At 55.6% G+C, this 22,773-nt stretch carries 20 protein-coding genes; 1 reads left to right on the top strand and 19 read right to left on the bottom strand.

What is annotated here, in order from left to right; genetic code table 11:
- Positions 1-3: 3 nt before the first annotated feature.
- The 16 genes from wcaJ to ACW14G_RS03755 form a co-directional block, all read right to left on the bottom strand.
- Positions 4-1,398 carry an undecaprenyl-phosphate glucose phosphotransferase gene (wcaJ, locus tag ACW14G_RS03830; RefSeq protein ID WP_249023056.1) on the bottom strand — a complete coding sequence of 465 codons (1,395 nt, stop codon included), beginning with the start codon at positions 1,396-1,398 and terminating at the stop codon, positions 4-6.
- Positions 1,399-1,530: 132 nt separating this feature from the next.
- A complete protein-coding gene (gene cpsG / locus ACW14G_RS03825) occupies positions 1,531-2,901 on the bottom strand; it encodes a colanic acid biosynthesis phosphomannomutase CpsG (protein WP_115735702.1) in 1,371 nt (456 codons plus the stop codon).
- Positions 2,902-3,004: 103 nt separating this feature from the next.
- Positions 3,005-4,441: a mannose-1-phosphate guanyltransferase gene (gene cpsB, locus ACW14G_RS03820; RefSeq protein ID WP_001575923.1), complete on the bottom strand. Its 1,437-nt coding sequence runs from the start codon at positions 4,439-4,441 to the stop codon at positions 3,005-3,007.
- Positions 4,442-4,444: 3 nt separating this feature from the next.
- Positions 4,445-5,668, bottom strand: a complete 1,224-nt coding sequence (wcaI, locus tag ACW14G_RS03815) for a colanic acid biosynthesis fucosyltransferase WcaI (RefSeq protein ID WP_249023055.1) — start codon at positions 5,666-5,668, stop codon at positions 4,445-4,447.
- Positions 5,665-6,144 carry a GDP-mannose mannosyl hydrolase gene (locus ACW14G_RS03810; RefSeq protein ID WP_115205314.1) on the bottom strand — a complete coding sequence of 160 codons (480 nt, stop codon included), beginning with the start codon at positions 6,142-6,144 and terminating at the stop codon, positions 5,665-5,667. Before ACW14G_RS03810 ends, wcaI begins: the two co-directional genes overlap by 4 nt.
- A gap of 3 nt (positions 6,145-6,147) precedes the next feature.
- Entirely contained in the window at positions 6,148-7,113 is a 966-nt protein-coding gene (gene fcl / locus ACW14G_RS03805) for a GDP-L-fucose synthase (protein ID WP_167575475.1), read from the bottom strand.
- A gap of 2 nt (positions 7,114-7,115) precedes the next feature.
- Positions 7,116-8,237 carry a GDP-mannose 4,6-dehydratase gene (gene gmd, locus ACW14G_RS03800; RefSeq protein WP_032281169.1) on the bottom strand — a complete coding sequence of 374 codons (1,122 nt, stop codon included), beginning with the start codon at positions 8,235-8,237 and terminating at the stop codon, positions 7,116-7,118.
- Between the two features lie 24 nt (positions 8,238-8,261).
- Positions 8,262-8,816 carry a colanic acid biosynthesis acetyltransferase WcaF gene (gene wcaF, locus ACW14G_RS03795; protein ID WP_032281170.1) on the bottom strand — a complete coding sequence of 185 codons (555 nt, stop codon included), beginning with the start codon at positions 8,814-8,816 and terminating at the stop codon, positions 8,262-8,264.
- A 9-nt stretch (positions 8,817-8,825) separates the two neighbouring features.
- The gene (gene wcaE / locus ACW14G_RS03790; protein ID WP_032281172.1) at positions 8,826-9,572 is read right to left on the bottom strand and encodes a colanic acid biosynthesis glycosyltransferase WcaE; all 747 of its coding nucleotides are present in this window, start codon (positions 9,570-9,572) and stop codon (positions 8,826-8,828) included.
- 8 nt (positions 9,573-9,580) lie between these two features.
- Entirely contained in the window at positions 9,581-10,804 is a 1,224-nt protein-coding gene (gene wcaD / locus ACW14G_RS03785) for a colanic acid polymerase WcaD (protein WP_065357439.1), read from the bottom strand.
- On the bottom strand, positions 10,779-11,996 hold the full coding sequence (gene wcaC, locus ACW14G_RS03780; RefSeq protein ID WP_249023054.1) for a colanic acid biosynthesis glycosyltransferase WcaC: 1,218 nt from the start codon (positions 11,994-11,996) through the stop codon (positions 10,779-10,781). The genes wcaD and wcaC overlap by 26 nt, the downstream gene beginning before the upstream one ends.
- Positions 11,993-12,484 carry a colanic acid biosynthesis acetyltransferase WcaB gene (gene wcaB, locus ACW14G_RS03775; protein ID WP_167577260.1) on the bottom strand — a complete coding sequence of 164 codons (492 nt, stop codon included), beginning with the start codon at positions 12,482-12,484 and terminating at the stop codon, positions 11,993-11,995. Before wcaB ends, wcaC begins: the two co-directional genes overlap by 4 nt.
- Positions 12,484-13,326 carry a colanic acid biosynthesis glycosyltransferase WcaA gene (gene wcaA / locus ACW14G_RS03770; protein WP_001575937.1) on the bottom strand — a complete coding sequence of 281 codons (843 nt, stop codon included), beginning with the start codon at positions 13,324-13,326 and terminating at the stop codon, positions 12,484-12,486. The genes wcaB and wcaA overlap by 1 nt, the downstream gene beginning before the upstream one ends.
- 129 nt (positions 13,327-13,455) lie before the next feature.
- On the bottom strand, positions 13,456-15,618 hold the full coding sequence (wzc, locus tag ACW14G_RS03765) for a tyrosine-protein kinase Wzc (RefSeq protein WP_249023053.1): 2,163 nt from the start codon (positions 15,616-15,618) through the stop codon (positions 13,456-13,458).
- A gap of 2 nt (positions 15,619-15,620) precedes the next feature.
- Positions 15,621-16,064, bottom strand: coding sequence for a low molecular weight protein-tyrosine-phosphatase Wzb (wzb, locus tag ACW14G_RS03760; RefSeq protein ID WP_249023052.1), 444 nt, complete (start codon positions 16,062-16,064; stop codon positions 15,621-15,623).
- 5 nt (positions 16,065-16,069) lie between these two features.
- The gene (locus ACW14G_RS03755; RefSeq protein WP_024193904.1) at positions 16,070-17,203 is read right to left on the bottom strand and encodes a polysaccharide export protein; all 1,134 of its coding nucleotides are present in this window, start codon (positions 17,201-17,203) and stop codon (positions 16,070-16,072) included.
- 643 nt (positions 17,204-17,846) lie between these two features.
- Between ACW14G_RS03755 and ACW14G_RS03750 the strand changes: the two genes are divergently transcribed.
- Positions 17,847-19,427 (top strand): TerC family protein, encoded by a 1,581-nt coding sequence (locus ACW14G_RS03750; protein WP_249023051.1) that lies wholly within the window; start codon positions 17,847-17,849, stop codon positions 19,425-19,427.
- A gap of 39 nt (positions 19,428-19,466) precedes the next feature.
- On the opposite strand, the gene asmA is transcribed toward ACW14G_RS03750, so the two are convergent.
- From asmA to udk, 3 genes are all read right to left on the bottom strand, one after another.
- Positions 19,467-21,311 (bottom strand): outer membrane assembly protein AsmA, encoded by a 1,845-nt coding sequence (gene asmA / locus ACW14G_RS03745; RefSeq protein WP_249023050.1) that lies wholly within the window; start codon positions 21,309-21,311, stop codon positions 19,467-19,469.
- A gap of 26 nt (positions 21,312-21,337) precedes the next feature.
- Complete coding sequence (dcd, locus tag ACW14G_RS03740; RefSeq protein WP_032281180.1) at positions 21,338-21,919, bottom strand: dCTP deaminase; 582 nt, start codon at positions 21,917-21,919, stop codon at positions 21,338-21,340.
- Between the two features lie 77 nt (positions 21,920-21,996).
- Positions 21,997-22,638 carry a uridine kinase gene (udk, locus tag ACW14G_RS03735; RefSeq protein ID WP_001575945.1) on the bottom strand — a complete coding sequence of 214 codons (642 nt, stop codon included), beginning with the start codon at positions 22,636-22,638 and terminating at the stop codon, positions 21,997-21,999.
- Positions 22,639-22,773 lie beyond the last annotated feature (135 nt).

The following is a 22,773-nucleotide window of genomic DNA, read 5'->3' as shown; positions in this document are numbered from 1 at the left end:
TCCTCAGTAGGCTGCTTTGTTGACAAAGCCTTTGAACACCGTCAGGAAGACGATCTTGATATCGAGCCACAGGCTCCACTCGCGGATGTATTCGAGATCGAACTCCACCCGTTTTTCCATCTTCTCGAGGGTATCGGTTTCACCGCGCCAGCCGTTGATCTGCGCCCAGCCGGTAATGCCAGGCTTCACTTTGTGGCGCAGCATGTAGCCTTCAATCAGTTGACGGTACTGCTCGTTGTGCGCCACCGCGTGCGGACGCGGGCCGACGATAGACATGCCGCCGGTGAGCACGTTGATAAACTGCGGCAGTTCATCCAGCGAGGTGCGGCGCAGGAAGTTGCCGACACGGGTCACACGCGGGTCGTTCTGCGTCGCCTGTTTCACCACCTTGTCGTTCTCCATGACCTTCATCGAGCGGAATTTCCACACCTTGATCGGCTTACCATCCATGCCGTAGCGGGTCTGGCGGAAGATGATGGGGCCCGGCGAACTCAGCTTCACCGCCAGCGCGATGCAGCACAGCGCAGGCGAAATCAGCAGCAGAATGCCCAGCGCCAGCACGATATCCTCCAGCCGTTTGATAATACGATTCACCCCGGAGAGCGGCGTGTCGTACAGCGGCACCAGCGGAATACCGTTCACCACCTCTACGCGTGAATGCAGGATGTTGAAGGTGAAAACATCCGGGATCAGCAGCACCGAGCAGGTGGTGTCGGCGAGAGAACGGACCACCTCTTTAATCTGGCTCTCTTCCTGCATCGCCATCGAGATGTAGACGTTGTGGATTTTGCCGCTGCGGGCATCGTCGAGCAGTTGTTCAAGATTGCCCATCCAGTCGGCGTTAACGCCGCCCGGTTTAGCATCGTAATAGCTGCCGACCACTTCATAGCCCAGCCACGGCTGGTTGCGGAAGCTATCGAGCAGCGCCTGCCCTTCCGGCATGTCCCCGGCGACGGCCACATAGCGGGTGTTATAGCCGCGATGGCGCAGCATGCCAGCGCCGTAGCGAATGAACGCGCGGCTCGCCAGCATGCCGATGGTGCTAATCAGGTACCACGCCAGCCACATGGTAAAGTTGGTATTAAAATCATCGTTAAACGCCAGCAGTCCGGCGGCAAACACCAGGCTCAGCGTCCAGTTCTGCAACAGCAGCAGCAATTCGGTGGTGATACGCACGCCGCGCCAGGAGCGGTAGAAATCGGTAATCCCGCCAATCATCTGGAAAACGACCAGCGTCACCAGCGCCATCAGCAGATGGAGATATAAAAACGGCAACGCAACCGCCTGACACACCAGCCACAATCCCCCCAGCATGATGGTGATGTCGGAAAAACGCTGCACCATGGAGATTAACGATGCATTCGTTTTAGCTCGTTCGCGCTTTTTTAGAGTCGTCATCGTTGGTCCTATTCGTCGTTTCCCCTCACCCCGGCCCTCTCCCTAAAGGGGCGAGGGAGAAAAACCAATCCGCAGCCTGCACGTTCGGTTCCCTCTGCCCTCTGGGGAGAGGGTTAGGGTGAGGGGCAATAATTACTGATTAAGCAACGCCAGAATGTCCTGCGTTCGCGCCTGCATCAGCGGCGTATTTCCGCGAGACTCCACGTTTAAGCGCACCACCGGTTCGGTATTGGAAGAACGCAGGTTGAAGCGCCAGTCGGCAAACGCCAGGCTGATGCCGTCAGTACGGTCGATCTCCAGCGCGCTGCCGGCAAAGTGTGCTTCCACGCGGGCAATCGCTTCTGACGGTGCCGCCAGATGACTGTTGATTTCACCGCTCGCCGGGAACGCCGCCATGCGGTCGCGCACCAGTTCACCCAACGTTTTGCCCTTCAGGCACAGCAGTTCGCTGACCAGCAGCCAGGGGATCATGCCGCTGTCGCAGTAGGCGAAATCACGGAAGTAGTGATGGGCGCTCATTTCACCGCCGTAAACCGCGTCGTCCTGACGCATGCGCTCTTTAATAAAGGCATGACCGGTTTTCGACATCACCGGCGTGCCGCCCGCCGCCGTGACGACGTCCACGGTGTTCCACGACAGACGCGGGTCGTGAATGATGCGCGCGCCGGGGTTCTTTTCGAGGAAGGCTTCCGCCAGCAGGCCGACGATGTAGTAGCCCTCGATAAACTGTCCTTTCTCGTCGAACAGGAAGCAGCGGTCGAAGTCGCCATCAAAAGCGATACCCATATCGGCACCGTATTTGATGACCGCATCGCGGGTATCCGCGCGGCACTCCGGCAGCAGCGGGTTAGGAATACCGTGCGGGAAGGTTCCGTCCGGGGTGTTGTGCACTTTGATCAGGCTCACCGGCACATTCAGCGCTTTGAAGCGGGCTTCCAGCGCGTCAATCACCGGGCCTGCCGCGCCGTTACCGGAGTTCACCACCAGCTTCAGCGGCGTCAGGTTTTGCACATTAATGTAGCCCAGCAGATGGTCGATATAGGCGTCACGCAGGTTGATTTTCTGGTAGCTACCGCGCGCGGCCTCATTGACCGGCGGGAAGTCGTTGGCTTCCGCCAGGCGCTGTACGTCGCGCAGGCCGGTATCGCCGCTGATGGGGCGTGCGCCTTCCCGCACCAGCTTCATGCCGTTGTAATCCATCGGGTTGTGGCTGGCGGTCACTTCGATACCGCCATCAACGCCGAGATGGAAGGTGGCGAAGTAAATCTCTTCGGTGCCGGAAAGCCCGATATCGAGCACGTCAACGCCCGCGTCGCGCAGGCCATTGGCTAACGCCAGTTTCAGCGCCTCGCTGGTCAAGCGCACATCGCCGCCCAGCACGATAGTTTTCGGCTTCAGATATTCACCGTAAGCGCGGCCAATGCGCCACGCGATGTCTTCATTCAGCTCTTCGCCGAGCTTGCCGCGGATGTCGTAGGCTTTAAAACAGGTTAATTTAGTCATGTTTTTACCTTTCTTCAGGCAACAGTTCGCCCTGACCGTTATGGCCATCAATTTTGGTGTCGTGATTTGCCGGATGCGCCGCGCTTATCCGGCCTGCCGGGCGCTACACGCGCCCGTAACGATCCTGGAAACGCACCACGTCGTCCTCTTCCAGATAGGCGCCAGATCGCACCTCAATCAGGTCGAGCGGGATTTTCCCCGGGTTTTCCAGGCAGTGGGTGACGCCAAGGGGGATATAGATAGATTCGTTCTCACCCAGCAGCGTAATTTGGTCATTGAGAGTGACTTTGGCGGTGCCCGCCACCACGATCCAGTGTTCCGCCCGGTGGTGATGCATCTGCAGCGACAGCCCTTCCCCCGGCTTCACGGTGATGCGCTTAACCTGATAGCGATCGCCGGAATCAATCGAGTCATACTTGCCCCACGGGCGGTAGACTTCCCGGTGGATGTGGTGTTCGTGGCGGCCGTCGGCCTTAATCTTCTCGACCACCTTTTTCACGTCCTGCACCGCGTTGCGATCGGCGATAAGCACCGCGTCTTTGGTTTGCACCACCACCAGGTCCTTTACCCCGACGGTCGTCACCAGGCCAGACTCTGCATAGACATAGCTGTTTTCGGTTTTATGGCTGATGACATCGCCATGATGCACGTTGCCTTCCGGCGTGTGGTTGCTGATCTCCCACAGCGATGACCAGGAGCCGACATCGCTCCAGCCCGCGTCCATCGGCACCACCACCGCATCCGCGGTCTGCTCCATCACCGCATAATCGATGGATTCGTCCGGGCAGCTCAGGAACGCCGCTTCATCGACGCGGATAAAGTCGAGATCCGGGTCGGTGACGTCCATCGCTTTTTCGCAGGCGCGAAGAATATCCGGGCGATATTTGCCCAGCTCTTCCAGATAGCGCCCGGCGCGGAACAGGAACATGCCGCTGTTCCAGTAATATTCACCGCTGGCGACATAGGCCTGTGCGGTATCGAGATTGGGTTTTTCGACAAACTGCGCGACGTCGAAGGCCAGCGTGTCGTCTGTACCCGGCGTGACATCACCACGGCGAATATAGCCGTAGCCGGTTTCCGGCACGTTCGGCACGATACCGAAGGTCACCAGCTTGCCATTTTCAGCATACGGCGTGGCATGACGAACCGCCGCGCGGAAGGCCTCTTCGTCCTGAATCACATGGTCCGCCGCCAGCACCAGCATCAGCGGGTCGCAGTCCGGTTCGCGACGCTTAGCCGCCAGCGCCGCCAGGGCGATGGCTGGCGCCGTGTTGCGCCCTGCCGGTTCCAGAATAATGTTTTCGGTCAGCTTGTTGAGCTGACGCAGCTGTTCCGCCACGATAAAGCGGTGTTGCTCATTGCAGATCACCACCGGGCTGGCGCACTTCACGCCGTCCAGCCGGTTCACCGTGGCCTGCAGCATGGTCATGTCCCCTTTCAGGCACAGGAACTGTTTGGGGTACAGCACTCGGGACAGCGGCCACAGTCGGCTACCCGAGCCACCGGCCATCACGACCGGGAAAAGCGTAGTTTGACTCATCGTTTAACCCCGAATATCAGCAATAAATTGGTTGAGAACGTGTTCTTTATCGAGCGAACGTTCGGCCCAGGCGCGGGCGACCGCATTTCGCTTCGGCATCTTCAGCGCCTGCTCAATCCCTTCCACCAGCGACGGAACCGATTCAGGCGTCACGCACACCGCAATGCCCGGATTGTCCAGACATAGCTGGCCCAGCTCGGTCTGCGGTTCAGCGGTAATCACCGCGTTGCCGCCCACCGCCAGAATATTGGTCAGCTTGGAAGGCAACACCGCATCCGCGGCGCCGCGCTTCTGAATCACCAGATGGCAGTCGCCAATCGCCAGCAGCGCGGGTAAATCTTCGTACGACTGCAGCGGCAGGAACTTGACGTTATCCAGCCCACGTTCGGCGACCATTTTTTCCAGCCGCGCTTTACCGCCGCCCTGACCGACAATGGCAAACAGCCACGGCTGTTCACGGAGCTGTTCGGCGGCAGTCATCACGCTCTCCAGCCCCTGCTTCTCGCCGATATTGCCGGAGTAGAGAATAATTTTGCGTTCATCCGGCAGGCCAAGACGCTGACGCAGCGCCATCACCAGCGTTTCCGGTACCTCGCGAAAACGGGAAACTTCCGACCAGTTGGGGAAGAAAATCACCTTCTCCGGCGCAACGCCCTTCTCACAGGCTTTGTTCATCATCGAGCGCGAGATGGTCGATACGTTGTCGACGTTGTGCAGCCCGCTACGCTCAAAGGCGCTGGCAAGTTTTGCCACCTTGCCGGCGCGACCATTACCGGCCATGCCCAGCCCGAGCATGGCGTCGACTTCATAATCCTGAATATGCAACAGCGTACGCGCGCCGGAGAGCTTCGCCAGCAGGCGCATACCGGGGGTGCAGAACAGCGTCGGCACCACGCCGATAATGCGATCCGGCTTCCAGCGGCGTTGGGCCATCAGCGGGAAGAAACTGCTGAGTGCAAAGCTGCCGAGATGGATCAAACGCTTCAGCGTCGACGGCTGCTTTGGCACATACAGCGGGCAGCGCCAGACGGTGGCATCGCCGTTTTCCCGACGGTAGCGCCAGCTTGAGTATTTCGCGCCAACCTGCCATTCCGGGTAGTACGGCGGCGCGGTAATCACTCGCACCTCGTGACCCTGCTGCACCATCCACTCGACCATTTCGCCGGTGTATTTGCCGATGCCGGTGAGTTCGGGCGAATAGTTGATGCCATACACCAGAATCTTCATAGGCCCGGCACCTCGGCCAATTTGTCGACCCGGAAATAGGCGCGGCTGTTTTCATGAACGTTGTCCGACGCCAGTAACGCAGGCGGTGTCAGCCAACGGTACTCATTATGCTGATCGTCCGGCAGCGTTAAGGTTCCGGCGTCCACCTGCAGGCGGAAACCAAGCACAATGTAATGGGTCGAAAAATCCGTACCGGAGAAATTGTCGTCATAGAAATGCTGCCAGACGCCGTAAAAGCGGCCTGCCGTCATCGGCAGGCTCAGCCCCAGTTCGGCCTCGGTCAGGCGGGCAAACGCCTGTTCCAGCGTTTCATCTTTCTGTACCCGACCGCCCGGCACAAACCAGTACCCCTGCGCCGGACGATTGTTGCGCTTACCCAGCAAAAACTCGCCCTGCGCGTTCTCGACGATCAAATCGATGGAGATCAGCGGCGTAGACTGCACCACGGTGGCAAACGCTTCCTGGCTCAGAAACATGCGTTACCCCCGGAAGCGGTGCTGGTTTTCCAGAAACCACTGGTAAGTGCTGGCAAGACCAGCCTCCAGCGCGATTTCGTGGTACCAGCCCAGTTGATGCAGGCGAGAAACGTCGAGCAGCTTGCGCGGCGTGCCGTCGGGTTTGGTGGCATCAAACACCACCCGCCCTTTAAAGCCCACCACTTTCGCCATCGTCTGCGCCAGCTCACGAATGGTGCAGTCAACGCCGGTGCCAACGTTAATATGCGACAGCATGGGCTGCGTGTTTTCGAGCCAGACGCCGCGATCCAGCTCCATCACATGGATACTGGCAGCCGCCATATCGTCCACATGCAGGAACTCGCGCATCGGCGTGCCGCTTCCCCACACCACCACGTCCGCGGCGTTTTGCTGTACCGCTTCATGGAAGCGGCGCATCAGCGCCGGAATAACGTGCGAATTGCTCGGGTGGAAGTTATCGTTCGGCCCGTACAGGTTGGTCGGCATCACCGAGCGATAGTCGCGATTATGCTGGCGGTTGTAGGACTCGCACAGCTTGATACCGGCAATTTTGGCAATCGCGTACGGTTCGTTAGTCGCTTCCAGCGTGCCCTGCAGCAGCTCGCTTTCGTGCATTGGCTGGTTAGCCATTTTCGGATAGATGCACGATGAACCGAGAAACAGCAGCTTATTCACGTTGTGCGTATGCGCCGCGTGAATAATGTTGCTTTCAATCATCATGTTCTCGTAGATGAAATCCGCCGGGAAGGTGTTGTTGGCCACAATGCCGCCCACCTTTGCCGCCGCCAGATACACCTGATCAATATTTTCAGCGGCGAAGAAGTCGTTTACTTCGCGGCTATCCAGCAGGTTGAGCTCATCGCGGCTGCGAACCACCAGATCCACGTCGCCGCGTTGTGCAAGCTGGCGGACGATGGCCGAGCCCACCATTCCCCGGTGGCCCGCCACAAAAATACGTTGTCTGGTCATACTTAAGACTCCAGCGCGATCGCCACTTCATAACCGTGGGATTTCAGCAGGGAATGTTTCTTCGCTGCTTCCAGGTCTTTGGCGACCATTTCAGAGACCATCTCCTGCAGGGTGGTTTCCGGTTTCCAGCCCAGTTTTTCATGCGCTTTGGTCGGGTCGCCGAGCAGGGTTTCAACTTCTGCCGGACGGAAGTAGCGCGGATCCACGGCCACCATCACATCGCCCGGTTTCACGCCCGGCGCATCGTGACCGGTAACGGAAACGACAATCCCCTTTTCTTCCACGCCTTTACCTTCAAAGCGCAGCTTGATACCCAGCTGTGCCGCCGCCATTTCGACGAACTGGCGAACCGAATACTGCACGCCGGTGGCGATAACGAAATCTTCCGGATGGTCCTGTTGCAGCATCATCCACTGCATTTTCACGTAGTCTTTGGCGTGGCCCCAGTCGCGCAGGGAATCCATGTTGCCGAGGTACAGGCACTTCTCCAGGCCCTGAGCGATATTAGCGATGGCGCGGGTGATTTTACGTGTCACGAAGGTTTCGCCGCGGCGCGGAGACTCGTGGTTGAACAGGATGCCGTTACAGGCGTACATGCCGTAAGATTCACGGTAGTTAACGGTGATCCAGTAGGCATACAGTTTGGCGACCGCATACGGCGAGCGCGGATAGAACGGAGTGGTCTCTTTTTGTGGAATTTCCTGCACCAGGCCGTACAGTTCCGAAGTGGAAGCCTGATAGAAACGCGTTTTCTTCTCCAGCCCCAGGAAGCGGATGGCTTCCAGCAGACGCAGCGTGCCCATCGCATCCACGTCGGCGGTATATTCCGGCGACTCAAACGACACGGCAACGTGGCTCATCGCGCCGAGGTTATACACTTCATCCGGCTGCACTTCCTGCAGAATGCGCGTCAGGTTGGAGCTGTCAGTCAAATCACCGTAGTGCAGGTGAAATTTCGGGTTGCTGCTGTGCGGATCCTGATAGATGTGATCGACACGTTCGGTGTTAAAGGAAGAAGCACGGCGTTTAATCCCGTGAACTTCATAGCCTTTTTCCAGCAGCAGTTCTGCCAGATAAGAACCGTCCTGCCCCGTTACGCCGGTAATAAGTGCGACTTTTGACATTCTATTTTCCTCAAATTGTCCCGTTTAGGGAGTCACTTTCTCTACGCGCTCACGCGTAACCACTGCGGGATTGCCACGGCAAATCATATTTGCCGGTAGCGATTTAAAAACGCTGCTGCGGGCACCCACTATAGTGCCCTCGCCAATCGTGACGCCGGGGGCAACAAAAACATCTGTCGCCAGCCAGCATTTCTCACCAACCACAATCGGCGCAGCGTTAATATCGAAATGCGCGCTCTGATAATCGTGGCTGCCGGTGCACAAATAGCATTTCTGCGAAACCACCGAATTTGCCCCAAGGGTTATTTCACCCAAGGTATATAACACTGCGTCATCGCCCACCCAGGCATAATCTCCAATGGTTAATTTCCATGGGTAAGTGATTTTTACCGACGGGCGAATGACTACGTTTTTTCCTATTTTTGCGCCAAACAGACGTAATAAAAATGCGCGCCAGCGATACAATATCTGCGGAGACCAGGCAAATAATGTGGCCTGAACCGCCCACCATATTTGTACTTTTATGCCCCCGGCACCGCGAAAACCTTTTGGTACCGAAAAGCCCGATAATTCCTGCATTTGGTATCCTTATGCTTTGTGATATAAGGCTTTTGCTTTCCCTGTTGTGCGCAGACGTAATAAATAAGATAATTCTGCAAGCAGGCCCGGCATACGTAATATTTCACGCTGCACTTTTTTTGCATCCTGGCACAACTGTAGATTATTGGTGGTGGACACGCCGCCCATCGAAAATTCCGACACCAAGCCTTTAATACGTTTAAAGGCATATCCCGACTTATACATCCGCGCCGCCAGCGCATAATCAGAAGAGACACGATACTGCACATCATAAGGATGATTTTTCAGCCCACGCAGCGGGAAGAAAATAGCCTGATGGCTAGCCGGTAGGCTGTGATAAATATACCAACCCTGCTTAGCGCTACGGCGAATCTGGGTGCCGTCGCCAAAGTCCAGCATTGCATCGCCAAGGTACATGGCATCGTCGCTTTTACCGCGCAGCTGACGGACGAACTGCGACACATCCGGATGAAAGCTGTCGCCGGAATTCAGAAACAGCACAAACTTGCCCTGCGCCATGCGGATGCCTTTGTTCATCGCATCGTAAAGTCCTTTATCCGGTTCGCTGACGTAGCGTAAGTGGTACTGGCCGTTACGTTTTTCGAGGAACTCTGCGGTGCCATCGTTAGAACCGCCATCCACCACAATCCACTCGAAAGTGAGGCTGGGATCGTTTGCCAGATGGGCCAGAGAACGCCAGGTTTTCACCACGCCATCAACGTTACGAAACGCGACGGTAACCACGCTTAACAACATGCTTCACCTCATCTGCTGTCAGCAATATTCAGCGCTTTACGCAGAATAAAAGGACAAACAATTAAAAATGCATATTCCGGACTAAATATCGAACCGGTAAAAAATAATGATATCGGCGTGAAAAGATACAGCTGCACGGCGAAATTACGATTATTCCCAAAAGCGTTAATGAACATTTTAAATACGTAGTACAGATACCCAGCCGTTAATATTACAGCGAACCACGAAAAATAAATCATTAACAGATACAGACCATTGTCTATGGTTTTACCGACATCCGCACCGTTAAATATTCCGAATGATGCAACATATTCGTAAAGAGAACCAAAACGTACGACCCCATCAATGCTGGTTAATGAATAACCGACCATCACCAACGGACCAATTATACGGTAATACGATGACGATCCTTCCGTTCCTAAATCACCAATACGCTCGGCAATATAGGGGAATGCAAACACCAGACCGATAAAAAATGCGCCTAATGAGATAATCGCCAACGGTAACTTTTTCTTGATCGCTTCTTTGTTCAGGTACTGGAAAGCCCACTCCAGCAGATAGAACAGGATAAATGTCATAACCCCAGAAAACGATCCAGAAAGAATTATCCCTGCCAGAATCATAGCATCAGACTTCGGGGTTTTGATACCAAACTGTTTGATGCAAAGCCAAATTGAGATTAATGCCAGAGCAAAAAATGCCGGTTCGAAATATAACGCAGTGGTGCGCTTTCCACCGAATTTGATAAAATTCAGCACATAGCTATTACTGTAAATAAGATATTTCGAAATCGTCGCTATCAAACTGCTGCCGCCGGTGAGAATAATCTGCGCCATCTCCAGCGCCGCCAGCGCCACCACCAGGGTAATCACCACATAGAAAAAACGCAGGATCTTACGGTGGTTATGCGGCGAAATGGTTTTGAAGCGAATGCTCCAGACCATGCCGATAATGATCACGATATAGACAAACAGCATCGTCGAGGTGACGTATTTGCTGGGGTCCAGCGATTGTCCAAACAGATAGTTGAACAGCGTCAATCCCACGCCCAGCCCGAGGGCAATCATCAGTTTTTTCAGATTAATGCGTTCAACAAACAACAGCAGCAACAGCGGAAGGAATGTCACAATGGTAATGGGGAAGCTCTCCCCCAGCTGCGCCAGCTTCACGTTAACCAACAGGTAGATTAACGGCAGCAGCAGATAGCTACAGACTCTGATAGAACGAGACATATTCCTCCAGCATCTGTTGTCCGCTGTAAGCTTTGCGGCTTCGCGCGCTAAAGTTCTCCAGCGTGGTGCCAAAAATCTGCTCGGCGATCTCCGCTTTCGGTTGCTGTACCAGGGTGAGCACCTCGGCCTCATCCACCGTATGGCCGCCGGATTTTGCCAGCACCTCTTTTGCCGCCTCACTATGGGTAGCAATGACCGGCACGCCAATCGATAACGCTTCGCACAGAATCAGCGGGTAGTTATCCACTCGCGAGCTAAACAGCAGCGCGTCAAGCGGGTTCAGTTCGCTCATCAGTTGGCGTTTATCGGTCAGAAAACCGTGGTTCACCACGTTGCTGCCCTCAAACGGCGAGAACTTACCAAAGGTATGGACCTCGACCTTATCGCCCAGCGCGATAATATCGCGCACCAGCTGCTGGTTGGTTTTCCCGTCATAGCGCAGGTCGTGGGCGACCACGGCGATTTTAGGCCGCGAGGAAAAGCGTTTTACCGGCGTCAGCTCGGCAAGAATCGCTTCGGTGGCGACGTCGATACCGTTATTGATAATCTGGCAGCGCCCTGCGCCGTAGAGGCTGTTAAAGGCCTCGGCAACATGCTGACTGGGTGAAATAAAACGGCAGCCGAGCGCCAGCATCTGGCGGAAAAGTTGACGTTTTTCATCGACCAGCGCATGTGCGCGATCGACCTTCACCGGCGGGTAGTTACTCAACGTTGGGCATTTCTGACAGCCGCTTTTCCAGCCTTCGCAGCCGTCAAGAAAGGCGCAGCGCCCGGTCACGCTCCAGTGATCGTGCAGCGTCCAGATAAAAGTCGCATCGCTTTTATGCGCCTTCACCCGCTCGCAGAAGCTCACCACATCCGCCAAATTCAGCCAGTAGCTGTGCATAACGTGAAAATGCAGTACCACCGGGCCGTCAGTACGGGTGACCTGGCGATACAGGTTATTGAGGTTGCCAAACACATCGCGGTTAAACAGGCGGAACAGCGCCAGGTTCGCCATTGAGGTTAACCGTCCGGTCTGCTTCACCACCTGCGGATAACGGTCATGGCTGACGCTCTTCTTACCGCCTTTGCCATAGCCGTAGACAAATTTTGACGACAGCCCCTGACGGAGTGCGCGCTGATGCAGATCCAGCGCCACGCCCGCCGCGCCGCCTTCGGCCAGACGGACGTTAAATTGCAGAATATTCATTTGATTACCTTCACTCGCGCTTTTTCGCCCACCACCAGCGCATGGTCCGGAACGTCGTCCAGCACCACGCTGCCCGCGCCAATGGTCACGTGGTTACCGATGGTAATGCCGCCGATAATCACCACGTTGGCCCCCAACTCAACGCCATCACCAATCCTTGGGCACGCCAGACTCTCCGGGCCGCGATTGCCGATAGTGATGCCGTGACGAATCGTGAAATCGTCTCCCGCCACCACGTTTTTATTGATCACCACGGCATAGCCGTGGTGGATGGTGAAACGTCGGCCAATGGTCGCCGCCGCCTGGATTTCATAGCCGAAGAAACATTCGGTGATGATGCGGTACAGCACCAGTACCGGCGCCGCCCACAGGTTGTTCAGCACATTTTTCTTACGCCACACCGAGCAAAAATGAGCCACACGGTAGGCGATCACCATGCAGCAAGGGCGCAGGCTCCAGCTGTTGGCACGTAAATCTTCCAGTAGCATCATTTACTCCGCAGTCCGTCGACCCAGCGTTTGCCGTTGCGCACCGACAGCAGCGTCAGAAACGTCTTCCAGGTCATGCGCTTATTACGAATTTGATAGAGCGTGAACAGCTGATACTTCTTACTCGCCCGATCAAACTTCTCTTTGTGCTTGCGGTAGAAGCTGAAGTAGCCGGAAAACTTTTTGGGTGACGAGGTGATCTGCATTTCACCGTGGTTGATGTGCAGAATCTGCGTAGCGGCTTCAATCTTCCACGGCTCGCCGTAGGCCACCACCATGCGCAGGAAGATATCGTAGTCCTGCGCCGCCTTCAGTTCGGTATCAAACAGGCTTTCTTTAAAACGCCAAGCCCAGCTAAACACCTGATTACCAATGATGTTGCGCTTATAGAACAGCTGACGGGAGAACGGCGATTTCGGGTACAACGGCAGGCTGGCAGGCTGCGAGTACACCTCCCCTTCGCAGACGTAGTCATCGGCGTACAAAAAGGCGTGGTCCATCAATTGCTGTTTATGTTCGAGAAACAGCGAAAGGCGGTTGGATGTCCACTCATCGTCATCATCAATACCGGTGATAAACTGCCCTTTGGCCTGCAGAATGGCCTGATTGCGTACCGCGCATGCTCCGGAGTTAAAATCGTTGCGCGTGTACTGTACGCGGCGATCGTTGAGTTCGATGACAAACTGCTGAAGCTGCTCGTAGCTGCTGGAGCAGTCATCGACGATAATCATTTCCCAGTGAGGATAGTCCTGACGCAGTACCGATTTGATGGCGCGAATGGCCAGCTGCTGTCGGTTCCAGGTCGGCATATAAATGGAGATCAACGGGTTGTCTGTTGTCATGGTATATCCCCGAATAAGCGTTTGAGCGGTTGTTCCCCTCACCCTAACCCTCTCCCCAGAGGGAAGAGGAGACCGTTCGGTTTTCTCCCTCGCCTCTTTGGGGAGAGGGCCGGGGTGAGGGGGATGTTATTATTTCGAATCCGACTGATACTCGTACTCGTAGTACCCGTAATCCTGGTATCCCGTCGCGCGGCGGAAGATCGAGTTGAGGATCACCCCTTTCACCGCAATGCCATTTTGCTCAAAGCGGCTCAGGCTGGTTTCTACTTCCTTCAGGGTGTTAACCGCATAGCGCGTAACCATCAAGGTGGTGCCCGCGTGGCGACCGACAATAGCGGCATCGGTAACCGCGAGAATCGGCGGCGTATCGATCAGCACCAGGTCATAGTTCGCTGAACCCCACTTCAGCAGCTCGCTAAAGCGCTCGGCCATCAACAGCTCCGACGGATTTGGCGGGATCTGCCCGCGCGGGATCAGGTCAAAGTTCGCGACCGACGTCCGTTTCGCGCTGCTTTCAAACGTCGCTTTCCCCACCAGCACCTCGGACAGGCCGTTATCGTTGGTGGTGCCGAGCAGTTCGTGGGAATAGCCTTTACGCATATCGCAGTCGATCATCAGTACGCGCTTATGGGTCTGGCTGATCACCGCCGCCAGGTTGGCGCAGACGAAGGTTTTACCGATAGACGGGCTAACCCCGGTCATCATCAGCACGTTGTTCGGCGCCTGCATCATGGCGAAGTGCAGGCTGGTGCGCAGGCTGCGGATAGCTTCGATCGCCAGGTCGGTCGGGTTACCCACCGCCAGCAGCTGGCTTTGCTTATAGCGCTTCACACCGTTGACGCTCTTCACGCTATCGCGCGATTTTTGCCATTCGGAGAGCGGAATGCTGGCATAAACATTGATGCCATGCTCTTCGAGCACCTGCGGGCTTTCGATACCGCGGTTAAACAGCGAGCGCAGCAGCACGCCGACGATCGACAACATCAGGCCGAGAATAATGCTGCCCAGCACGATCAACGCTTTCTTCGGCTTCACCACCCCTGGCTGAGTAATTGCCGGGTCGACAATCCGCACATCGCCGACGGTGCTCGCCCGGGTGATTTTCAGCTCCTGCTGTTTATTCAGCAGTTGCATATAAACCTGTTGACCAGACTCCACGTCACGGGTCAGGCGTACAATCTCCTGCTGGGTTTTCGGCATCGCCGTCACGCGTTTGCTCAGCTTGGCTTTCTCTTCTTCCAGCGCCCGGCGTTTTTCCAGCAACGTGCGATAGGCCGGGTGGATTCGGGTATACAGCTTGGAGATTTCCGCTTCGCGGAACGTCAGCTCGTTCAGCTGCGCGTCGATGTTCACCATCGAATCGAGCACCGATTTCGCTTCCAGCGGCAGGTCTACGGAGTCTTGCTGCTGACGGTAGGTATTCAGTTTGTTTTCCGCCACGTCCAACTGGCTGCGCACCTGTGGCAGCTGCACTTCGAGGAACTCGAGGCTTTTCGCGGCTTCTTCCGATTTGCGCGCCACGTTCTGCGCCACGTAGTTGTTGGCGATACTGTTGAGGATGTCGCGGATCTGATCTTTGTCTTCACCCACCATCGTGAGCGTCAGCACGCCGGACTCTTTACCATCCTCGGTGACGCTCAGGCTATTTTGCAGATTATTGATCATCCCCAATGTTGAATATTTGGTGACGGTAAAACTCGCGCCATCGTGGGCGGCGATCCCGGTAACCAGCAGCGAAACGCCGCCTTTATTCAGCGTCTCCCCTACCTTCCCTTCTGCGCTAAAGCCGTCGTCGTTGCTCAGGCGATAACGCGTTGGGTTGATAACCTCCAGCGTAAAGGTGCTGTCGGCCATCGAGGCCGGGCGATTAAAGGCGCTGACCTTCACCGTCTCATTCTGGCGGCCCATCAGCCGTTCCCAGCCCGCCCCCAGAATCGGAAAGGTGTTTTTGCTCACGGCAATATCCAGCCCCAGATCCTCAACGGTTTTCCCGAGCACCATTCGCGAGGTGATCATCTGTATTTCCGCCTCGGAGGCCGGCGGCTTGCTGGTGAGCGCGTTGCTGATATCCTGGACCAGCGCGCTGCCCTGATTTTGCTCAATGCGCACCAGTGCGTCGGCGCTGTAAATCGGCGTGGCGAACAGCACGTAGACAATCGCCAGCGCGGCAAACAGGGCGGTAATGCCGAGGACCCACCATTTGGCTTCCACCACGGTGCCCACCAGGCGACCAATGTCGATCTCATCGTTGCCCGAGACCGATGGGCTTATCTGTTTTACTTTATCTGTCATGGTTATCCCTGCTGTGCTTTCAGTGCCTGCGCCCACTGGCTGGCAGACCTGTCGAGTAACTGGTACACCGCTTCAAATGCCTCCCGGCTTTTGCGATACGGGTCGGGAATCTCGCGTTCGTTATCCCAATGACCAAACAGCATGACCTTGCCGCGCATCTCCGGCGCCATTTCATGCAGGGTGGCGACATGACGTTTTTCCATCGCCAGAATCAGATCGTACTCGCGACACATACGGCCAGAGATCTGTCGCGCACGGTGCCCTTCCAGCGAAATCGCGTGCTCGGCGGCAACGCTCGCGGCGCGTTCATCCGCCGCTTTACCCACTAATGCTCCCAGCCCCGCCGATTCGACGGTCAATGACGGCAGATGGCTGCGTAGCAGCCGTTCCGCCGTGGGGGAACGACAGATGTTCCCCACGCAAACCACAAGAATTTTGTTAAACATGACGGTTACCAGGTATGAATGTCTTTCGCCGAATCGGTCATGTAGCGAACGCCACTGATGGTCGGCAACAGTTGGTTGATCAGACGGTTCCAGCGAGCAACCGGTGCGGTGGTGACGTAAACCACGTCATACGGCTGGAGAATAAAGTTGGTTGCCATGACCAGTGAGGTCGCATCGGACATATCCAACTGATAGATGTTGGCCATCTTGCCGTTGTTGCCCGCTTTGGTTGGACGAATCACGAAGATACCGCTGGCATTGGAGGTCGTCAGGTCGATGCCTTCCGCCTGGCCGAGCGCTTCGGTCAGCGTCATGCCGCTGAAGTCCATTTTGAGCGTGCTCTGTTTTTTCACTTCGCCCATCACGAAGACCTTGAGATCATCGTTACGCGGTACGAAGAGGATATCGCCCGGATAGAGCAAACGGTTCTGGCTCAGATCGCCGTTTTGCATCAACGCCTGCACTGAAATGCGCTGTTCTTTGCCATCGTGAGTCAGTACCACGTTGCGCCAGTCGGCCAGTTCGCTCAGACCACCCGCCGCGTTGATCGCGTCCAGTACCGTCAGCGGCACGTTGGTGATAGCCTGCTGGCCGGATTTGTTCACCTGCCCGGAGACATACACTTTTTGCGAACGGAAGGCGGCAACGTTCACGTCGACCTGCGGGTCGGTGATGTAGGCGGCGAGACGCTGGGTAATGGTCTGGCGAATTTCCGCCAGCGTGCGCCCTTTCACCTGCACTTTGCCAATATAGGGATAGAAAATGGTGCCGTCCGGCTGGACCCAGTTACCGGTATCGCTGGAGCTACGGTACTGCCCCGCCGGGGTGGTCAACTCCGGGTGATCCCACACCGTGACGTTCAGCACGTCGCCTGAACCGACGCGATACTGGTAATTGCTTAACTCCTGATCCAGCGACATGTTCGGTTGCGCGACGTTGGGACGTGGGCGTAATTGTTCAATCAGTCGCGGGGTCAGCGGATAAACATTCACCATCCGGCCAATGTCATAATCAGCATCCTGCTGCTTAATCACATCTTTTCCATAGGTAGACATATTGCTGCCTGGAAGTATGGTGCAACCACTCATCAAGCTTACCGACACCAATAATGGCATCAATTTTAGTTTGGATTTCATCATTGATTATTTATCACTTTGGCAGAAAATTATCCTGTGCGAATTATATTAATCCGTACGATTTGATTACCTGTAAACTCACCATGCATTTATTTGCCGATGAATATAACTGGCATATATCCTAAAAAAGTTGGGATTCATCCGCAGGCTATTGACAGAATAATTCAGGCTTTACGTCACGCCTTCAGGCATGCTACCGCCCTTGGCTTTCAGCTACCAATTCACCTAAAAATCATGTTGTTATAGGAAACCCACCCATTCATAAAAAGAATAGAGAATATTCCTGGATATATAATTGCAGGGATAACATCCCCTGCATGACTATTTTATGACGCACATAAATGGCTATTCCATTCAGTACCGGGAGAATTGTTGCAGTTAAGCGAATAGCAGGCAAGGTAACTGCCGCTTAAAAAATATTTTTAAGAATAATATTAAGATTAATTAATCAAGTATTTTTAGGAATTTCTTTATATTGACAGATTACCGAGTGAGTTTCTCACCATCAAATATTTCACGGGAATATTATCCCCTATTTTCACAATATCCTTAGATTTTGTCATGATAAATCACAGGCAGACGTTGCATTTTGCCGCGGCTTTATCCATGATCAATTTGTCTTGTAACATAAGGTTTTAACCAACGTATGGAATGGATTGCCGATCCCTCTATTTGGGCGGGACTCGTGACGCTGGTCGTCATTGAGCTGGTTCTCGGAATTGATAATCTGGTGTTTATCGCCATCCTGGCGGAAAAGCTGCCGCCAACCCAGCGCGACCGCGCGCGCGTCACCGGGCTTATTCTGGCCATGCTGATGCGCCTTCTGCTGCTGGCCTCTATTTCGTGGCTGGTCACGCTCACCCAGCCTTTATTCAGCATCAGTGATTTCACCTTCAGCGCCCGCGACCTCATTATGCTGGTCGGCGGCTTCTTCCTGCTCTTTAAAGCCACGGTAGAGCTCAACGAGCGGCTGGAAGGGAAAGACAGCGATAACCCTACCCAGCGGCGCGGCGCGCGCTTCTGGGGCGTAGTGGCGCAGATTGTGGTGCTGGATGCCGTTTTCTCGCTCGACTCGGTGATTACTGCCGTCGGCATGGTCGACCATCTGGCGGTGATGATGGCGGCGGTGATTATTGCCATCAGCCTGATGCTGCTGGCCAGTAAGGCGCTCACCCGCTTTGTGAACAGCCACCCGACCATTGTTATCCTGTGTCTGAGCTTCTTGTTGATGATTGGCTTTAGCCTGGTGGCGGAAGGCTTTGGCCTCGTCATTCCTAAAGGTTATCTGTACGCGGCTATCGGTTTCTCGGTAATGATCGAGTTCTTAAACCAGCTGGCTATCTTCAACCGTCGTCGCTTCCTCACCGCTAACCAGTCGCTGCGTAGCCGCACGACGGAGGCGGTTATGCGCCTGCTGAGCGGCAAGAAAGAGGATGCCGAGCTGGATGTCGGTACCGCCTCGCTGCTGGTGGACCAGGACGATCAGCAAATCTTCGACCCGCAGGAACGGCGGATGATTGAGCGTGTGCTCAACCTTAACCAGCGCACGGTCAGCAGTATCATGACTTCACGTCACGATATCGAGCACATCGACCTCAGCGCGCCGGAAAGCGAAATTCGCGCGCTGCTGGAGAAAAACCAGCATACCCGGCTGGTGGTAACCGGCGGCGATGACGAAGAAGATCTGCTCGGCGTGGTGCACGTCATCGATCTGTTGCAGCAGTCGCTGCGCGGTGAGCCGCTGGATCTGCGCGTACTGATCCGCCAGCCGCTGGTCTTCCCGGAGGCGCTGCCGCTGCTGTCAGCGCTGGAACAGTTCCGTAACGCGCGAACCCACTTTGCCTTCGTGGTGGATGAGTTTGGTTCGGTCGAGGGGATTGTGACGTTAAGCGACGTGACCGAGACCATTGCCGGTAACCTGCCAAACGAGGCTGAAGAGATTGATGCGCGCCACGACATCCAGAAAAATGCCGACGGCAGCTGGACGGCAAATGGTCACATGCCGCTGGAAGACCTGGTGCAGTACGTTCCGCTGCCGCTGGATGAAAAGCGCGAGTACCACACCATTGCCGGGCTGCTCATGGAACACCTGCAGCGCATTCCCACAGCCGGTGAAGAGGTGCAGATTGGCCCGTGGACGCTGAAAACCTTACAGGTCGAGAGCCACAGGGTACAGAAAGTGCAGATTATCCCGCCGCAGCAGGAAGAGTGGGATTACGAAGTGTAGTATTTTCCCGGCGGCGCCATGCCGCCGGGCTTAGGGATGTTACTGCTTATCGAGGAGCTGCTTCACGTCTTTACCGGACTGGGTGTTCTTATTGCGTTCCGCCCAGTCATTTAACCGACGCTTCGCCTCGTTCTGTAGCTGACGGCGCAGTATCTGGTCTACCTGCAAACTGTAGTTCAGCGCTTCCCATTTACCGTAAACGCGAAGCGGAATAGCCGTAGACTTCAGAATATCCACCAGCTTGCCCTGCCCCTGCCAACCATCAGTAACCTGAATACCGAACTGCAGATCGCCTTCCTCTTTCATCAGATCGAGAGTGCCTTTGCCGGTCATCTGCATCAGCGAAGATTTCCCTTTCATGTTACTGAGCGCCAGAATGCCGCTATCGAGGTCAACATCGGTCGTCAGTTCATCCAGCCGTGTGGCGCTGTCATAGTTCTCCTCCGCCTGCACGTCTGTACTACGCTCAACCGCCTGCTGAACCAACTGTTGGAAGTTCAGCCCTTCGGTACGGGTGTCTCTTAGTTCAAGATTCGCCTGCCCCTGCCAGTCGCGGCGGAAGTGGTTGGCATCAATCACCGAACCCGAAAAATCACCGGCCAGCGACAGTTTGCCCGTCATGTTGATGGGGTAGTTGAAGGCCTTCAACAGGCTGCCAATCTCGATGTTGTCGAGCCTGGGCTGAAATTCGGCCTGCGGAGTCCCACTGCGCGCATCCAGCGTGCCCGGCAGCGACAGTTGTCCCCCCGCCAGTGAACCTTCCAGCTGAGAGATATGCAGCAGCCCACGCTGGTTATCGGCCTGCAGGGTCACATGGGTAAACGGCAGCCCGCGCCAGACGATCTGGTTCGCGGTCATCGCAAGCGAACCATCAAAGCTTTTCAGGCCGCTATAAGGCGGTAAATTAACGCCGTTGGCTATCACCGGACGCGGTTTGTTCGGCGCCGACTGCGCCTGCTGCGCGCCACCGCTGAGGAGGATATCCGAGCGCACCAGCAAGTTATCGAGGTTGAGCTTGTCGGACTGGAGGTTCAGCGACCACACCGGCTTATCGCCCAGCACCACGCTGCCTTTACCGGTCAGCGTACTGTCGTTGGCCATCAGATTGAGCGCGTTAAAGCTGAGCGTCTTCGCGTCCTCCTGCCAGCTAACGTTCACGCTACCGTTACCGTTAATGCCCTGGGCCGGAAGATCGGCGCCCTGAAGCTGCCAGCTGATTTGCGACAGCTGCGCATCCAGACTCTGCGGGTAGTTGCCCGCCTGAACGGCGGCGGAGAAACGAAGGGATAAGTCGCGCTGATCGCGGTTCATGCGGCCTGAGAAATCGACGGTGGCCTGATGCCCGGCATCCTGCTGCATCTGCAGATGAATATCGCGGACCGTCATCTGCTCATCGCTTTCATGCTGGAATACCAGCACGCTGTCAATGACCTGCAGCCCGGCAATATCGAATGACCAGCCGCGATCGCCAGACTCCTGAGGCAGCGAGGTTCCTTTTGGCGCCACCGGCGCTCGCTGGTCGCGAATCGCCTCGGTTTCCGGCGTCAATTGTACCACCGCGCCTTTGAGCATCACCTGCTCAACCTGCAGCTGATGTGACAGCAGGGGCAACAACGCCACGTCGAGACGCATATTGTCCGCCCGCACCAGCGGCGCGCTGGCGCCGGGCGCGGTTAAGGTCATGCGTCCGGACAAAATGCTTAGCCGCGGCCAGACGTGCCAGCGCAGGGAACCGTCCAGCTCCAGCTGATATCCGCTGCGCTCAGCCACCTGCTTGATCATATAGCTGCGGAAATCGTTAGGATTGACCAGCAGCACCAACGATGACAGGCCGGCAACCAGTACCACCAGCAGAATCATCAGTGTCGTCAATATTCTTCTCATGGCACCCTCATCCGCTTTGCGATGGGTCAGTCTTTATCAATACGACTGGCAACCGCGCCCTGCTGATCGCGGTATTTGGCATCTTCACGACGGTTGTATGGACGCGCCGCCGGGCCCGACAGAGGTTCGAAGCTCAGTGCGCCGATCAGCATCCCCGGACGCAGCGCCAGCGGCAGCTTACCGGAGTTGTAGAATTCCAACACGATGCAACCCGACCAACCCGGATCGATACGGTGCGCGGTGACGTGCACCATCAGCCCCAGACGCGCCAGCGAGGAACGACCGTCCAACCAGCCGACCAGATCCGCGGGCAGCGTGACCGATTCCAGCGTCACCGCCAGCGCCAGTTCGCCCGGATGCAGATAGAAGGCGTCGCCTTCCGCGAGCACAATCTCTTCGCTCATCACACGATCCAGCGCCGCGCTGACTTCCGCTTTCGGCCCGCTCAAATCAATGTAGGCGGCAGTGTGGCCGCTGAAGGTGCGAAACTTGTTGCCTAAACGCACGTCAACGGTGGCACCATTGATACGCTCAATCGGCGGACGCGGGTTAATCGACAGTCGCCCTTCGTCCAGCCAGGCTTCTATATCACGGTCACACAGACGCATATCACTCTCCTTTTGTACGACGGCCCTCTTCCGTCACGGTTGAGGGCGTTTATTGCACGTTACACAATTCGTGTGAGTTATTCAAAAAACTGGCTAATTTTCGCTTTCAGAATATCGATAGCGATGCGGTTTTTGCCCCCACGCGGCACGATGATGTCGGCGTACTGCTTGGACGGCTCGATAAACTGCAGGAACATCGGACGCACCGTTTTCTGGTATTGAGCCATCACGGAGTCCATGGAGCGACCACGCTCGTTAACGTCACGCTTGATGCGGCGCATCAGGCAGATGTCCAGCGGTGTATCGACAAAGATAGAGAAATTCATCTCTTCGCGTAGACGCGCGTCGGTCAGCAGCAGGATCCCTTCAAGGATGATCACTTTCTTCGGTTCAATATGAATCGTTTCCTGCATGCGGGTGTGTTCGACATAGCTATAAACCGGCAGTTCAATTGGGTTGCCGCGCTTCAGCGTTTGCAGATGCTGGAACAGCAGGCTGTGGTCCATCGCGTTCGGGTGGTCATAGTTAGTTTTAACCCGATCTTCCATCGACAGATGACTTTGGTCTTTGTAATAGCTATCTTCAGGAATGACACCGATGTGCTCATCGCCCACCTGTTCGCGCAGTTCGCGATACAGCGTACTAGCAATAAGACTTTTACCTGAAGCCGATGCGCCGGCGATGCCTACAATGACGCACTGATGAGACTTATCAGTCATAAATTTTGCGACCCGATTAACCTGGATGTTAGGAAGGACGGCACGAATAGACAATATTATTCAAGAGGAAACGTTCCGAATAGTCACGTGTATCAGCGCCAAACGCGGCAATTATAGGGATTTCAGGGCAACGAT

It is taken from the genome of Kluyvera sp., from assembly GCF_965301105.1.
Note: the sequence above shows the minus strand (reverse complement) of the source record. Positions and strands in the feature narration are given on the sequence as shown.